This is a genomic window from Gemmatimonas sp., assembly GCF_021298855.1.
Taxonomy (GTDB): domain Bacteria; phylum Gemmatimonadota; class Gemmatimonadetes; order Gemmatimonadales; family Gemmatimonadaceae; genus Gemmatimonas.
Genome location: NZ_JAJTHI010000010.1, coordinates 31,133 through 46,225, shown reverse-complemented (window position 1 = coordinate 46,225; position 15,093 = coordinate 31,133). Strand labels below are relative to the sequence as shown.

Annotated in this window: 15 protein-coding genes and 1 tRNA gene; 4 read left to right on the top strand and 12 right to left on the bottom strand. The window is 67.9% G+C overall.

Features of this window, described 5'->3' with window-relative positions; translation table 11 throughout:
* Window positions 1-90 precede the first annotated feature (90 nt).
* Together LW840_RS04280 and LW840_RS04275 are read right to left on the bottom strand one after the other, a co-directional pair.
* The gene (locus LW840_RS04280; RefSeq protein ID WP_291260023.1) at window positions 91-270 is read right to left on the bottom strand and encodes a hypothetical protein; all 180 of its coding nucleotides are present in this window, start codon (window positions 268-270) and stop codon (window positions 91-93) included.
* Window positions 271-506: 236 nt separating this feature from the next.
* Complete coding sequence (locus LW840_RS04275) at window positions 507-1,352, bottom strand: hypothetical protein (RefSeq protein ID WP_291276475.1); 846 nt, start codon at window positions 1,350-1,352, stop codon at window positions 507-509.
* Between the two features lie 108 nt (window positions 1,353-1,460).
* On the opposite strand from LW840_RS04275, the gene mutM reads away from it, so the two are divergent.
* Window positions 1,461-2,264: a bifunctional DNA-formamidopyrimidine glycosylase/DNA-(apurinic or apyrimidinic site) lyase gene (gene mutM / locus LW840_RS04270; protein ID WP_291267151.1), complete on the top strand. Its 804-nt coding sequence runs from the start codon at window positions 1,461-1,463 to the stop codon at window positions 2,262-2,264.
* A gap of 12 nt (window positions 2,265-2,276) precedes the next feature.
* On the opposite strand, the gene LW840_RS04265 is transcribed toward mutM, so the two are convergent.
* The 8 genes from LW840_RS04265 to LW840_RS04230 form a co-directional block, all read right to left on the bottom strand.
* Complete coding sequence (locus tag LW840_RS04265) at window positions 2,277-3,530, bottom strand: class I SAM-dependent rRNA methyltransferase (protein ID WP_291267150.1); 1,254 nt, start codon at window positions 3,528-3,530, stop codon at window positions 2,277-2,279.
* A 36-nt stretch (window positions 3,531-3,566) separates the two neighbouring features.
* On the bottom strand, window positions 3,567-4,388 hold the full coding sequence (locus LW840_RS04260) for a glycosyltransferase family 2 protein (RefSeq protein ID WP_291260019.1): 822 nt from the start codon (window positions 4,386-4,388) through the stop codon (window positions 3,567-3,569).
* Window positions 4,385-5,422, bottom strand: a complete 1,038-nt coding sequence (gene mltG / locus LW840_RS04255) for an endolytic transglycosylase MltG (protein WP_291267149.1) — start codon at window positions 5,420-5,422, stop codon at window positions 4,385-4,387. Before mltG ends, LW840_RS04260 begins: the two co-directional genes overlap by 4 nt.
* Before the next feature lie 134 nt (window positions 5,423-5,556).
* A complete protein-coding gene (ruvX, locus tag LW840_RS04250; RefSeq protein ID WP_291260017.1) occupies window positions 5,557-6,024 on the bottom strand; it encodes a Holliday junction resolvase RuvX in 468 nt (155 codons plus the stop codon).
* A 2-nt stretch (window positions 6,025-6,026) separates the two neighbouring features.
* A complete protein-coding gene (gene rho, locus LW840_RS04245; protein ID WP_291267148.1) occupies window positions 6,027-7,280 on the bottom strand; it encodes a transcription termination factor Rho in 1,254 nt (417 codons plus the stop codon).
* Window positions 7,281-7,340: 60 nt separating this feature from the next.
* Window positions 7,341-7,414: transfer RNA gene (locus LW840_RS04240), tRNA-Arg, on the bottom strand.
* A gap of 161 nt (window positions 7,415-7,575) precedes the next feature.
* Window positions 7,576-8,064 (bottom strand): ferritin, encoded by a 489-nt coding sequence (locus tag LW840_RS04235; protein ID WP_291260015.1) that lies wholly within the window; start codon window positions 8,062-8,064, stop codon window positions 7,576-7,578.
* A 139-nt stretch (window positions 8,065-8,203) separates the two neighbouring features.
* On the bottom strand, window positions 8,204-8,614 hold the full coding sequence (locus LW840_RS04230) for a cytochrome c (protein WP_291260014.1): 411 nt from the start codon (window positions 8,612-8,614) through the stop codon (window positions 8,204-8,206).
* Window positions 8,615-8,745: 131 nt separating this feature from the next.
* On the opposite strand from LW840_RS04230, the gene LW840_RS04225 reads away from it, so the two are divergent.
* Complete coding sequence (locus tag LW840_RS04225; RefSeq protein ID WP_291260013.1) at window positions 8,746-9,600, top strand: NAD(P)-dependent oxidoreductase; 855 nt, start codon at window positions 8,746-8,748, stop codon at window positions 9,598-9,600.
* A 103-nt stretch (window positions 9,601-9,703) separates the two neighbouring features.
* Here LW840_RS04225 and LW840_RS04220 read toward each other — a convergent pair whose 3' ends face one another.
* Window positions 9,704-9,886 carry a hypothetical protein gene (locus tag LW840_RS04220; RefSeq protein ID WP_291260012.1) on the bottom strand — a complete coding sequence of 61 codons (183 nt, stop codon included), beginning with the start codon at window positions 9,884-9,886 and terminating at the stop codon, window positions 9,704-9,706.
* A gap of 341 nt (window positions 9,887-10,227) precedes the next feature.
* Between LW840_RS04220 and LW840_RS04215 the strand changes: the two genes are divergently transcribed.
* Both LW840_RS04215 and LW840_RS04210 read left to right on the top strand, forming a co-directional pair.
* Window positions 10,228-10,620: a hypothetical protein gene (locus LW840_RS04215; protein WP_291260011.1), complete on the top strand. Its 393-nt coding sequence runs from the start codon at window positions 10,228-10,230 to the stop codon at window positions 10,618-10,620.
* 72 nt (window positions 10,621-10,692) lie between these two features.
* On the top strand, window positions 10,693-11,985 hold the full coding sequence (locus LW840_RS04210) for a serine hydrolase domain-containing protein (protein ID WP_291267147.1): 1,293 nt from the start codon (window positions 10,693-10,695) through the stop codon (window positions 11,983-11,985).
* Between the two features lie 117 nt (window positions 11,986-12,102).
* Here the strand turns inward: LW840_RS04210 and LW840_RS04205 are convergent, their stop codons facing one another.
* The gene (locus LW840_RS04205; RefSeq protein ID WP_291276474.1) at window positions 12,103-14,793 is read right to left on the bottom strand and encodes a TonB-dependent receptor; all 2,691 of its coding nucleotides are present in this window, start codon (window positions 14,791-14,793) and stop codon (window positions 12,103-12,105) included.
* Between the last annotated feature and the right edge of the window lie 300 nt (window positions 14,794-15,093).

Genomic DNA, 15,093 nt, shown 5'->3' with positions numbered 1-15,093 from the left:
ACGCGAAAGGCGCCGGCTTGTCTGCCGGCGCCTTTCACGCTTCATGATCGGACCGGCCAGCGGCAGGTACCGCGACCGCGTCGTCTGGCCCTACGAATGAGCCGCGACCAACTCCTGCGAGTCGCGCACGAGCTCGGGTTCGTCGTCCGGGACCGGCCCCCACACGAACGCCGAAAAACGGGGAGCCATTGGCGCACGGCCACCATCGGCAATGACGATGCCGATCGGCTCCTGGCTGGCGGTAGGCGGAAACAGTTGCTTGAGGCGCATGATGGGTGACCTTTCACCCGGGATTGAAGACCCGCGACGCACCATGCGTCGAAGCAGGCTGCGGCACCACCGGCGGCGGTGCCACCAACCCCTGGTGCATGGCCAGTGCCACTGGCTGGAATAATCGTAAGTTGCAGTAAATCAACAACGTGCGAAAATTCCGCGGCGCTTCGGCCAGCAACCGGTGTCCTCGAGACACAGGCGGTGGACAGTTGCCCGTGTCGAAGTGAAACGGATCAGGCGACCGCTTCCTTCCGCGCCATGAACGTTTCGCGCAACCCCGACGTGCGTTCCACCGAGATCGTCCACCCACGGTAGCGGTGCGCCAACTCCTCGAGGGGGAGTCCATCGGCGCGGCTGTCGGCACCGGCAGCGATCGTCTCGACGAGGTGCACGCCCCCGTCCACGGTCGCGCTCTGCAGCACCTCGATCACCCGCGCGCGATCCTGCGGCGTGAGCCCGGCAAACGCACTGGGCGAGCAGACCACCGCGTGCAGGGCCACGTCCGGCGCCCAGGCTCCCAGATCGGCACAATAGCCACGAATTCGCTCGGTAAGCCCTGCCGCATGGGCGGCCTTCACCACGCGCTCCACGGCGTCTTCCGCGGGCTCTACGGCCGTTACGGCCGCGCCACGCGCCGCCAAGTACAGCGCCGGCCCCTCCCGCTCGGCACCCGCCACCAGCACGTGACGGTCGCTCGAATCGGCCAGGGCGCGCACGAGCGCGGCGTTGGGATCGATCCCCCAGTGCTCCGGCCGACGGTAGGCCTCGAGCATGCGCAGCCGGCGGCGCTTCCACGTGGCGTAGGTCGGAAGCCGGAGGCGGCGCGCAATGATGCGATCCACTTCCTGCCAGACCAGCAGCTCCGTCAACGCGATCTGGTCCGCCTTGCGCAGTGCCTCGACCGCCTCGTCGCCGATCTTCAGCAGCGCGCTCCGCGAAACCGAGTCCTTGTAGTCCTCGATCTCGTGCTCGACGTACTGCTCGTATTCGTACTTGAGGGACTGGGGAGAACTGATAGCGCTAGCCCTCTGGATGTGGATGGAATGTGGACAAATTACCTTCTCCCAGTATTCCCGCAAGAGCCAGTTTTGTGATCGTACATGGGGTAAGTGTTTGTGCTGCCGACTGCTGACCGCCTGGGCTGCGTGCGCCGGGATCCTTCCGCGTCACATGGTTGTTCCCCTCGTATGCCGGAGCTCCCCGAAGTCGAGTACGCCGCCGGACGCCTGCGCGCGGCCGTACTTGGCCACACCGTTGCCCGCGTCGAAACGCTGCACGCCAGTCAGCGCCGCGCCTTGCCCCCCACGGCCTGCCGGGCGGTCCGTGGCCTGCGAATTGACCGCATCGAGCGGCGAGCCAAGGTCCAATTGCTGTACCTGGACAACGGCGCCGTCCTCGAAGTCCACTTTCGCATGACCGGCGACTGGGAGTTCACCGGGCTCGACGAGCCCGCCCCCCGGCACGAACGGGTGCGCGTCGAGACGCGGGAGGGAACCCGGGTGAGCCTGGTGGACAGCCGTGCGTTCAGTGTGGTTCGGCTGCATGCCCCCGGCACCTTCACGGGTATTGACGCCGGTCCCGAGCCGCTGAGCGAGGCCTTCACCGCCAGCGGCCTGTACGCCGCCCTTGCCTCACGGCGCGGGCCCATCAAGCCGGTCCTCCTCGATCAGAAGCTCGTGGCCGGCGTGGGCAACATCTACGCGAGCGAAGCCTGCTGGGAGGCGAGGATTCATCCGCACACCCCCGCACATTCGCTGTCGGCTGCGCGTGTGACGCGGCTCCGCGATGCCATTCGTCTCGTGCTGGAAACGGCCCCGACCGGACGGTACTGGGCGCAGGAGGGCGTGAGTGAAGACGCGATCTGGCGGGTGTACGGGCGTGACGGCGCACCGTGCCGTCGCTGTGGCTCACGGATCGCGCGCACCGTGCAGGGAGGGCGCAGCACCTTTCACTGTCCCCGTTGCCAGCGGGCACCGCACAGCCGAGCCTGACCGCGCGTCGCCTCAGCTCATCGCTTCCAACAGGGCGCCCTTGAGGTACCCCGATTCGGGGACGTTGATGAGCTCCGGATGATCGAGTGGCTGACCGGTGATGGCGCGCAGGGCGAATGGACGGCCGCTGTCGGCCACGGCATCGCTGAGCATCTCGAAGAACAGCCCGCGCGAGAGGTGAAAGCTGCAGCTGGCCGTGAAGAGCAGGCCCCCCGGCGCCAGCAGCTTCATCGCCTGGAGGTTGATGTCCTTGTACCCGCGCAACGCCGCGTCGAGGGCGTTGCGGGTCTTCGCGAAGGCCGGCGGATCCACCACGATGGTGTCGAAGCGTCGCCCCTCGCGATGCCACGCACGCAGCACCTCGAACGCATCGCCGATGACCGGTTCGATGTTGGTGAACCCGTTGCGCGCCGCGTGGTCGTGCACCCGGGCCAGCGCGGGGGCGGAAATGTCCACCGCACAGACATGGTCGGCACGAGTGGCCAGGTGCAGGGCGAAACTGCCGTGGTAGGCGAAGCAGTCCAGTGCCCGGCCACGCGCCAGAGAGCCAATGAGCACGCGGTTCTCGCGCTGGTCGAGGAATGCCCCGGTCTTCTGGCCGTCCCATGGCGCGGCGAGATAGCGGACGCCATGCTCACGCACTTCGACCACCGGCGGTACCTCGCCGTACAGGAGGGTCACCTCGCGTGGCAACCCCTCACGTTCGCGCGCGGCCGGGTCGTTGCGGGCCAGAATCCCGGAACATCCGGTCAGTTCGCGCAGGCACCGCACGATGACGTCGGTGTGCGCGTCCAGTCCCGCCGAGAGCAACTGCACGACGAGCGAGTCGCCGTACTGGTCCACCACGAGGCTCGGGAGGCCGTCGCCTTCGCCGTGCACCAGGCGGTAGGCATTGGCCTCCGCCGCAAGCGGCGCCCGGCGTCTGATCGCCGTGCGCAGCGCGTCGTGCCACCACGCGTCGTCGATACGGCGGTCGCCGTCGGCCTCGATGCGGCGCAGGGAAATCTCCGACTGCGGGCTCCACAGCGCCCAGCCGAGCGGCGCACCGTTCGACTCTGCCACGCGCACGACGCCAGCGGGGAGGTCCGGCCGTCGCTCGACATCGCTGCGGAACACCCAGGGGTGCCCACGCCGCAGTCGCAGCGCGCCCTTGCGGTTCACGATGGCCATGTCGCCACCCACGGTCACCTCGACGCGGTGGCGCGACTCATGGACACCGCCGCGCGGACGCGGACGGCCGGACGAACGACGGTCGGGACGATTCACCTGAGGCCTCGCAAAGTCACGCCACGCCGGCGGCCATCAGGCCACACGCGGCGCGGAGGAGAGATACTGATCGACACCGCGATCGCAGCGCGTACGGCGCTCACGGACGGTGCGCAGGAGTACTTCATGGTTCCGGTCCACGGCGTCGAAGCTCGCCTGCTTGTGCCACAGGTGATAGCAGACGGCCGAGAACTTGAGATTCCGACGTACCACGCCGCTGTGGATGAGCCGCGTGGCGAGTTCACTGTCCTCGCGACCCCATCCTTCGATCGCTTCGTCGTAGCCGTTCACGCGCAGCAGATCATCGCGCCAGAACGCCATGTGCGCGCCGCGAATGCGCGTCATGCCATCGGTCGGCCCCTTCACGAGCGACGTGAGCCACGGGGCATACAGCGCGTTCTGCCGCGTGTTGAGCGCGGGCGTGAACGGCCACAGGCGCAGGCGCTCACCGGCGAGCAGGCGTTCCGTGGTGGGGCGTTCGATGAGCGCCCGCGATCCCTGCACCCAGCTGCCGCGACGCGCGAACGCGGTGTGGGCCTCGATGAAGCGGGGGTGCAGGACAATGTCCCCGTCGATCTGCACGATGTAGTCGCCGCGCGTCTGGGCGATGGCCCTGTTGCGGATCGCCGCGAGGCGGAAGCCCGTATCCTCGTGCCACACGTGCACCAGCGGCACGGGCAGCGTGGCGCGAACCCGGTCGATCAGCGTGCGCGTCTCGTCACGGGAGCCGTCGTCGGCGATCACCACCTCGAACGGGAGCATGCCCTGCCCTCGCACGCTGTCCAGCACGAGCTCGAGGGCGCGCGGCCAGTTGTAGGTCGCAACGAGGAGCGAGATGCGGGGGCGGGCGTCACTCACCGCGTGCGCTCCGCGGCCCGTGCGGCTCGGCGGGCCGCCTTGATCCCCGCAATGGCCTTGCTGTGCTGCGCGAACGTTTCGGTGAACTCGTGACTCCCATCGGCGCGGGCCACGAAGAACAGGTAGGGCACATCGGCGGGCGCCAGCGCGGCCGCGATGCTCGCTTCGCCCGGACTGGCAATGGGGCCCGGCGGCAATCCAGGATACCGGTACGTGTTGTACTTCGAGTCGACCTCGAGATCCTTGTAGAGGACCCGCTCGACGTGCTGCGGCAGCGCGTACTGCACCGTAGGATCGGCCTGCAGCAGCATGCGCTTCCGCACGCGGTTCCAGTACACCGCGCTGATGAGTGGGCGCTCCTCGGCCTTGCGGGCTTCCTTTTCCACGATGCTCGCCATGGTGATCGCGTCGTGCCGCGAGATGCTCATGACCTGGAGTCGCGCATCCCACTCCGGCTTCCACACGTCGAGGAATCGCTCGATCATCGCGTTCACCGCCTCGCGCGCGCTCGTGCCCTCCGCAAAGGTGTACGTCGCCGGGAAGAGATAGCCCTCGAGACTCGGCACCGGGATATCGAGTTCACGCTGCCACGCCGTATCGGTCACGGCGGCGCGCACCGAGTCTTCCGGCACGCGCAGCGCCCTCGCCAGCACCGGCGCGATGTCGCGCACATCGAACCCCTCGGGAATCACGACCGTCGTCATCAGGCCACGTCCGGTCACGAGGGCATCGAGCACGTCGCGATAGCCCGCCCCCGCGGCAAACTGGAACGTGCCGGGCTTGATGTCCGTCTCGGCGCCGGTCATGCGCGCGAACAGCCGGAATAGTCGCGTCGAGCCAATGACCTCGTGCGCCGCGAGCGAATCGGCGGCCACGCGCAGGCTCGCGCCCTTGGGGATGATCACGCGCGATGCCGTCCCCGCCGGGCCGCTGCCACCGCCGATCTCCCGCCACAGCCACGCGAGCAGCACCACCCCGAACGCGAGGGCGCCAAGGCGGATCAGGCGGGCGTTCCTGGAGCGTTTACGGGCCATGAGCGGTGTGAGTCATGGTTGAGTGGCACTGCCCGTCGGAGGCACGGAGCCGCGGAGGCACAGAGAAAAGAACACACACAGGCACTTCTCCGTTTCTTCGTGGCTTCGTGCTCTCCGTCGAGCAGTGCATCGCCCTATTCGACCGCCGCGACAACCGGCTCGCCGAGTTCGACCCCCTGCGAGGCCGCCCGGAGCACGCTTTCCAGCAGCACGCATGCCGCCAGGGCATCCACGTCACCTTTGCGCCCTCGCGTGGAACCACCCTGGTCCTTGATGCTGCGCAGGGCGGCCGACGTGGTGAACCGCTCGTCGACCAGTCGCACCGGCAGCGACTGCCGCGCCGCCAGCTTCGCGGCCACGTCACGCACTTCGCGCGTGCGGTCGGTCTCGGCGCCGGCGGGATCGAGCGGGAGCCCGACCACGTACCCGGTCGCACCGAGTGCGTCGGCGTGCCGCATCAACTCCGCAATGGGCGGACGCTTGCCGGCGCGGCGGGTAATGATGCCCACGGGCGAAGCGAGCATGCCCAGTTCATCGCTGATCGCGAGACCGATGCGCTTGTCGCCCCAGTCCACCGCGAACAGGCGTCCCGCCGGCGCCATGCTCACGCCTCGGCCATCTGCTCGAAGAATTCCTGGTTGTTCTGCGCGCGCTCCATGCGCTTGAGCAGAAACAGCATCGCCTCGTCGCTCGGCATGTCGGCCAGGAAGGTGCGCAGGAGGAAAACCCGCTGCTGCTCCTTCGGCGAGAGGAGCAGCTCTTCGCGCCGGGTGCCGCTCTTGTTGATGTCGATCGCGGGGAAGATGCGCTTTTCGGCGAGCTTGCGGTCGAGCACCAGCTCCATGTTGCCCGTGCCCTTGAATTCCTCGAAGATCAACTCGTCCATGCGCGAGTTGGTCTCGATGAGCGCCGTGGCCACGATGGTGAGCGACCCGCCCTCCGTCAGGTTGCGGGCAGCGCCGAAAAAGGCCTTGGGCTTCTGCATCGCCGTGGCCTCCATGCCGCCGGACATGAGCTTGCCGCCCTGCGGGGCCACTGCATTGTGGGCGCGCGCGAGTCGCGTGATGGAGTCGAGCAGGATCACCACGTCCTTGCCACTCTCCACGAGCCGCTTGGCCTTCTCCAGCACCATCCCGGCCACCTGCACATGGCGTTCGGCCGTTTCGTCGAAGGTCGAGCAGATCACTTCGGCGCTCGGGCAGCTCGCCTGCATGTCGGTGACCTCCTCGGGACGCTCATCGATCAGCAGGACGATGAGCGTGACCTCCGGATGGTTCTCCGCAATCGCGTTGGCGAGCTGCTGGAGGAGAATCGTCTTGCCACCCTTGGGCGGCGCGACGATGAGGGCACGCTGGCCCTTGCCGAGGGGCGCGATGATGTCGCAGATGCGGGTCGCGACTTCCCCGTTCTTGCGCTCCAGATGGAGACGCTCGTCGGGGTACTTGGCGGTCAGGTTGTCGAAGGCGCTGCGCAATTTGGACTGCTCGGGGTCACCACCGTTGATGCGCTCCACCTTGAGGAGCGCGAGGTACCGTTCCCACTCCTTGGGCGGTCGCACTTCGCCCATCACCGTATCGCCGGTGCGAAGGTCGAAGCGCTTCACCTGGGACGGGGAGACGTAGATGTCGTCGGGGCCGTGCAGGTAGTTGAAGTCCTGGGCCCGCAGGAAGCCGTATCCTTCGGGAAGGACCTCCAGCACCCCTTCGCCATAGAGCGTCGTCTCGGTTTCGAGCAGGGCCTGCTCGATCCGGAAGATCAGCTCCTGTTTCTTCAACCCGTTGACGCTGGAGAGCTGCAGCGACGCGGCCAGCACCAGGAGTTCGGGAACCGACTTCCGCTTCAGCTCGGCGACGTGCACAGGGCTATGTGAGCGAGGGGAGCGCGGCAACCGCCCACGACCAGCCACGTGGGGGTGCCATGCGCGCGGCAGGACTCGAACCTGCGACCTTCGGCTCCGGAGGCCGACGCTCTATCCAACTGAGCTACGCGCGCATTGCGGCATCCGGCGCCGACCGGAGGCCGACTCTGGAACCGCCTGGGCAGGACCGCCGGACCACACGGTGCATCCGGATACCGCCAGACCGGGGAAGCTAACCGGGCAGGGGGGCATGCGGCAAGGAAAGCCGGATGGGCAATCCGCCGCCGCCCGCCACTCACGCGTTCCCGTGCACCAGATACGCTTCCACGCTCAGCAGGTTACGCTCGCCGGCCATGCGAATGACGCCCAGCAGCCGTTGCATCTTCGTGACCTCCTCGAGCTGCTCATCGACAAACCACTGCAGGAATCCCTGCGCCAGGTAGTCCCCCTCGCTCGCCGCGAGGTCCATGAGCCCCTTGATCTGCCCGGTGACCTCCTTTTCCCAGCTCAGCGCGGCCTCCACGGCAGCTTCGGCGGAGGGAAAGACGTGCATCGGGGCACGGACCGCGGGGATGCGCAGGCCACCACCGGTTTCGAGCACATACTTGAGCAGCTTTTCCGCATGTTCGCGCTCCTCCGTCGCCTGCTTGTGAAACAGCCCCGCCAACTGCACCAGGTGCATCTCGTGGAAGTGCGCCGCGATCTGATGATACTGCAGGCTGGCGGCCAGCTCGTTGCCGATCTGCGTGTTGATGGCCGCGGCGAGGGCGGAGGAGATGAGCATCGGTGACTCCGTGGCATTGATAGTGTGTCGGGAACCATGGCAAACTGGCGACGGAACGCGCGAACGGAAAGCCGACGGTATGTCCGCGTTCAGTGCGCGCGTTCCGCTGTCCGTGGAACAGCCAGCGCCAGTCGCTCCGTCACTTGTGCGACAGGGTCCACACGTAGGCCGCCACCGCGCTGATCTGCTCGTCGTTCAGGTTCATGCGCCCGCCGCGGGCGCCCATGGCGTTCGGGCGCGTCGTCACCTTGATCTTCTCCTTGGGAACGCCGCTCACGATCAGGGCGCGAATCTCCTCGTAGCTGCCCGTGGCCAGCTGGTCCCAGACATTGTCGTTGAGGGCAGGGCCGTTCTGCGCACCCACACCCTTCGCGCCATGGCAGCGCATGCAGCCGCCATTGTTGAACAGCGAGTCGCCGAGCGCCACGCGCGCCGGGGTCACTTCGGTGGGCACTGCGGGCTTGGCGGCCACACCACTTCCCGCACCGGCGCCGGTGGAGCGGCACGCGGCGGCAAGCAACAGCACGGACAGGGCAGCGAGGATACGCATGGCTCTGGGGTTGGGGACGAGGATCGGGTCCCGCGTGCTCACCGGCAGCGGGAAGGGATCACGAGCGGCCGGCGGAGTTCGGCCACGTGCTATTCTGCTGCCGGTACCCGTTGCTCGCTATCTTTCGCCACATGACGGTCATTGCCTATCTCGGAACCGGGCTGCTCGGCAGCGGTTTCGTCGAGGCCGCGCGCACACGCGGCGACACGGTGCGGGTATGGAATCGGACGCGCGAGAAGGCACAGGCGCTGGCAGCGTTCGGTGCCCAGGTGGCGGCGTCGCCGGCCGATGCCGTGCGCGGCGCCGAGCGCGTTCACCTGGTGCTCAAGGACGATGCGGTGGTGGAGGAGGTCGTCGCCGCGTTGCGCCCCGGCCTCGCACCGGAGGCCATCATCTGTGACCACACCACCACCCATCCCGCGCTCACGAGCGAGCGCGTCGCGCGGCTCAACGCCGAGGGGGTGCGGTATCTGCACTGCCCCGTGTTCATCGGACCAGCGGCTGCGCGGCTGGGACAGGGGATCATCATGGTGTCCGGCCCCTCCGTGCTGTACGACACGGTGCGCCCGGCGCTCGAACAGCAGGCGCAACGGGTCGTGTATTGGGGCGAACGGGCCGATCTCGCCGCGGCCTACAAGCTCATGGGCAACACGCTCATCATCGGCCTGGGCGCGCTGGTGAGTGACGTCTTCACCGTGGCGCAAGGATGCGACGTACGCGCCCCCGATGCCCTCAAGCTGCTGGAGTTCTTCAACCCGGGTAGCATGCTGCAGAACCGCGGAAAGAAGATGAGCGAGGGCGACTTCACGGCGAGCTTCGAGCTGGTGATGGCACGCAAGGATGTGCAGCTCATGCTCGACACCACCGGTGCGCGTCCGGTGGCGGCGCTCCTGGGGATTGCGGCGCGCATGGACGAGGTCATTGCGCAAGGCCACGGCCACGAGGACTTCGGCGTCATTGCCCGCGACGCGGTACGCGATCGCTGAACGTCCCCGCCGGCGCGAACGACCGAGGCCCGGAGCCGTGCGGCGCTCCGGGCCTCGGTTGTGCGACGGCGGTCGGGGCCGCCGTCGCCGTCGGGCAGGGACGTTACGGCTGGTGCGGCCCCATGACATTGCGCGTGAAAAGGGCGATGAACGCCGCAATGATCGCAATCTGCCCGATCGGTCCGACCGCCAGGATCACCTGAAAGATCGAGGAGATCAGCAGGAGCGGCAGCTTGATGATCGGCAGGAGGAAATCGGCGTTGATCGGGGCGCTGAACGGCGGCATGGCAGGGCTGGTTGAGGGTCCGGACGGCAAGCTAACCGGGCTGCCGGACGAACTGCAGCCCCGACCGTCCGGTTCCGGTCACTCCTGTGCCGCCCCGGCAATCCGCCCTGCCATACCGCTCCGGAGAGCGCGACCGCCGGTACCCGCCCCGGGGTCCCACGGACGGGAACTCGCTGGTGCGCAACACACTACCGTGTATTAGGATCCTCGTACCGGACCTCCCCATCCGTATCACCCACACCCTGCCGGCCATCCGTCCCGATGGTCGCGTTCCACCCACCGGAGCCCCGTTGCCGACTCAGGATGACATAGCACCGACCGCTCGTGGCGAAAGCGCGTTGGTGAGCCAGGACGCGGATACCCTGCTGGTCGAGGCCCGCTTGGCATTGCGCGATGTGCTGCCATCGGCGGTACATCAGGATCATTCATGGGCCGCCTCGCTCGTGCAGCGCCATGTGGCCGACGAGCACGTGCGCCATGTGCTGCAACTGCATGCCGGGACGGCACGCGCCGCCGGCGGGACCGCCGATGTGCGGGTCCATGTGCACGAGCGCTATCTGAGCGTCGCCGGCGTGGTCGGGCTGCTCGGCGACGGTGCCGTGCGCACGGGCAGCTTGCCCTTGCACACCGGACGGTACGTGGAGGTGACGCTCGTGGAAGGCGGCACCCGCCTGGCGACCTTCTGGATGCCCATGGTGCCCGTGTTCCGGGTGTCGTCGCGCATGGTGGCCTGACCGGCGCATCAGGGGCCGGGTGACGCTCCCGGTCATGGTTGCCGAGGACGCCAGTCCGGGTAGCTTCGCCACATGACCATCTGCCTGCTTCGTCGCGCGGCCCCGTGGCTGGCCGTCCTCATGGCCACCGTTCCCGCCCCCGCGCCGGCGCAGGCGCGGTCGTCCGGCTTCCGAAACGGCTTCGCCCCTGACCGGCTCGCCCGCATCGACTCCATGCTCGATGGCGCCGTGCGCCAGGGAGAAATCGGCGGACTCGTGGCGTTTGTCCTGCGCGATGACCAGATCGTGTACGAGCGTGCCGTGGGGTGGCGCGACCGGGAGGCCCAGGTGCCGATGACCACCAACACGGTCTTCCGCATCGCCTCGCAGACCAAGGCCCTGACCAGCGCCGCCATCCTCATGCTCATGGAGGAGGGACGGCTCTCACTGGCCACCCCGGCCAGCCGATTCCTGCCCACCTTCGCCCGCACGACCGTCGCGCAGCGCACCGATTCCGGCGTCGTGGTGGTACCGGCGCGGCGCGCCATCACCATCCGCGACCTGCTCACGCACTCCGCTGGCGTCTCCTACGGCGGCGAAGCGCATCTGGCCGAGCAGTATCGCGCCAAGGGGCTGGGTCCCGCCGCCGGGTTCGGCTGGTACACGGCCGACAAGACCGTCCCCATCTGCGAAACGATGGAGACCCTTGGCACGCTGCCGTTCGCGGCTCAGCCGGGCGAGCGCTTCGTGTACGGCTACAACACCGACCTGCTCGGCTGCATCGTGGAGCGGGTGTCGGGGGTGTCCCTCGATCGGTTTCTGCGCGAGCGGCTCACCGGTCCCCTCGGCATGCGCGACACGCACTTCTTCCTCCCCGTTGCTGATCGTGCGCGACTGGCCACGGTGTATCGCAGCGACTCCGGCCGGGTCGTGCGCGCCGATACCGGCGCGCGCGGACAGGGTCACTATGTGGACGGGCCGCGCGTGAGTTACGCCGGCGGGGCCGGGCTGGTGTCCACGGCTCGCGATTACGCCCGCTTCCTGCAGATGATCGCCCACGGCGGCACCTGGAACGGCCGCCGCTACATGGCCCCGCACACGGTGGCCCTCATGACCACCAACCAGCTCGGCGCCCTCTACGGCACCGGCACCGGCTTCGGGCTCGGCTTCGAGACGGTGGAACAGTACGGGGCCACGGGGATGGCGTCACGGAGCACGTACGGCTGGGGCGGCGCCTACGGCTCCAACTACAAGGTCGATCCCGTCGAAGGGCTCGTGATCGTCGTCATGATGAACCAGCTGCCCAACACCAGTGATGTGGTCGCCCGGTTCCAGACCATGGTGTACGCGGCGCTGGTGGAGAGTCGCGCGACCGGTGCGCGATGACGCGTCGGCGCCACCGTGATGCCACTGAGACGCCGCTGAGATGCCGCTGAGGCTTCTCCCAACAAATACAAACGGGGCGGCGATATCCTCGCCGCCCCGCGTGTGTTTCGTCACCGGTTACAGCGAGTACGCCAACCGCGCGTACACGAAGCGCCCGTTGAACCCGAACGGGGAGAGCCCCGAGAAGCGGAAGACGCCGAAGGTGCCCTGGCCGCCGTATCCCGTCGCCACGTCGCCCAGGTCAGTGATCTGGTCGGGATACACGTCGAAGACGTTGTCCGAGCCGAGCGTGAGCGTGGCCCGCTTGAGCAGCTTGTACGACGCGCTCACGTCGGTGATGACCTTCGCGCTCAACTCCACGTCGGGGACCTGCCGCGCCGTGCCGGTGGCGAGCAACTGCCGCCCCGTCACCCGGCCAAACCGCTGACCACGCAGGGTGAAGATGAAATCCTTGATGTCCCACGTGCCGTTGAGCACCAGGTTGTTGCGCGGCTGTCCCACCTCGATGCGTCCGCGCTCGGCGCGACCGAAGAGCGTTTCGTTCAGGTTGCCGAGCTGCGGCGGCGTGTTCACCACCACGCGCGTCACCTTGGTCTGGTTCTGGTTGTAGCCGGCCGTGAGCCGCACTACGCCGCTCGCCTTGAGGTCCACGCCGTAGTTGACCACCACGTCCAGGCCGTTGGTGCGCGTGTCGATGGCGTTCGTGAAGTAGCGACCGCCGCCGATGCCGGTGAGGCCGTTCTGGGCGAAGAAGTTCACGATGCCCGTGCCGATGAAGTTCTCCGAGAGCACGATGCGATCGGTGATGGCGATGTTGTAGTAGTCCGCCGTGACGGTGAGGCTCTTGTTGGGCTGCAGGGTGATGCCGGCACTCAGGTTCACCGAGTTCTCGGGCTTGAGGTCCGTGGCGCCCAGCAGGCGCGCCTCACGGCTGGCCACTGGCAACGTCTTGATGTCGACCGGCAGGCCGTTCACGAACGTGGTGGCCGTGGAGGTGAAGAAGCTCTGCTGCAGGGAGGGGGCGCGGAAGCCGGTTGACGCGGCGCCGCGAATGGCAAACTGCTCCACGGGCGCAAAGCGCGTGGTGAACTTGCCCGTCGCCTGCGAACCGAAGTCGCTGAAGTTTTCGAAACGCGCCGCGGCACCCACGAGCCACTTCTTGGTCAGGTCGCTCTCGACATCCACATACGCCGCCACAGCGGTACGCGACTGGTCGGTCGCGTCGGTGGGGGAGAATCCGGGGAACACCTGCGACCCCACGAGCGCGATCGTGGTCTGGCCGGCGGCGTTGCGCACGGGCTGCCCGTTGATGTCGAGCACCGGGACGCGGCCGTTGATGTACGAGGCCTCTTCGCCCTGCTCGATGGTGTAGCTCTCCCAGCGGAATTCGGCGCCGCTCGAGAGGCGCACCGGCTTGCCGGCGGCACTTACTTCACGCGTGACGTCGAAGTTCGTGAGCGCCTGCGCGAAGCCGAGGGTGCCGGCATCGAACACCCTCGGGCTGTTGAGCCCCATGGACGCGTTGTTGGAGTTGGAGACCGTGATGCCGAACGCATTCATGCCGTACACCTGGCTCAGGTCCCAATCCCACCCCTTGGCCGTGCCCTTGGCACCGCCCCCCGCCGAGAAGTCGGTAATGTCACTCTCGATGTTGGGGAGGAACCCGTTGGGGTACAACTGGGCCACCACCTGCGTGGTCTGAATGGGGCGCCGGAAGAAGCCCGTGGACCGCCCGTCGCGGCGGCCGAAGGAGCCGAACCCGTAGAGCTGCAGGTTCTCGCTCACGTTGTGCGCCGCGTTCACCATGCCCACCACGTCGGCGGTCGCGGCATCGCCCGACCAGTGCGTCAGGCGATTCGCCGTGGATTCGCGCGGATCCCCCGTGGGAAACTGCTGCCGGGGATCCCGGAAACTCCGGTTGGTCATGGCGCGATTGCGCCACTCGATGCCGGCGTGCAGGTAGCTGCCGTTGCCCCAGGTCACTGCCTGATCGGCCGACGCGGTCGTATTGGTCCCATCGTTCCGGCTGCCCAGCCCCTCCACGTCGGTGTTGAACTGCCCCGTCTGAATGGAGGCGCCGCCTGCCGTGGCCCCCTTGAGGATGATGTTGATCACGCCGGCGATGGCGTCCGACCCGTACTGCGCCGCGGCGCCATCGCGGAGGATCTCGATACGGTCGATCATGGACGCCGGGATGGCGTTGAGGTCCACCGCCGAGGTGCCGCGGCCGACCGTGCCGTTGTTGTTGATGAGCGCACTGGTGTAGCGGCGCTTGCCGTTCACCAGCACCAGCGTCTGGTCGGGGGCCAGACCGCGCAACGTCGCCGGGCGCACGTGGTCGGTCCCGTCGGCCACTGCGGGGCGCGGGAAGTTCAACGACGGGGCCGCCGCCTGCAGCATCTGCGCCGTCTCCACCCGACCCGTCGACCGCAGGTCAGCGGTGGTGATCACGTCGACCGGGACAGGGCTGCTCACCAGCGTCCGCTCACCACCACGCGACCCCGTCACGGCGACCGCCTCGAGCTGTGTGGTGGACTTGGGCAGCACGAAGTTCTTGGTCACCGTGCGTCCAGCTTCCACCACGACGGTGTCCACGCGGCCGGCGTATCCCAGCATGCGCGCACGCAGTTCGTAACGGCCCGGACGCAGCGAGAAGCGATAGCTGCCGTCGGCCCGGGTGATGGCGCCGATCTGCGTGCCGGTCACCCCGATCGACGCCCCCTGCAGCGCCTCGCCGCTCTCCGCCACCGTTACCTTGCCTTCCACCGTGCCAGTCCCCTGCGCCCGCAGGGCGCCGGGAGACGCCAACAGGGACAGCGCAGCACAAGTCGTCGTGACAGCATACCAACGTCGGACACATCGCATGGCGGGATCTCCGTGAGGGAAACGGATGGACTGGGCGGTCCGCGAGATCGGCAAACTTCCCACTTTCCGGGTCAGGCCGCAACAGCAGACCCCCCAAACGACCGCAATGGGGACGGGACGCAACCGTTTTCCGTGTGCTGGCCAACCGTGACCGGGCTTTGACATGGTCGTGACCCCCCGTCGCGCCGCGGAGACGTGCCCGCGGCAGACTGCCCTCACCGCCGACATCGGCCGGTAGCCTTC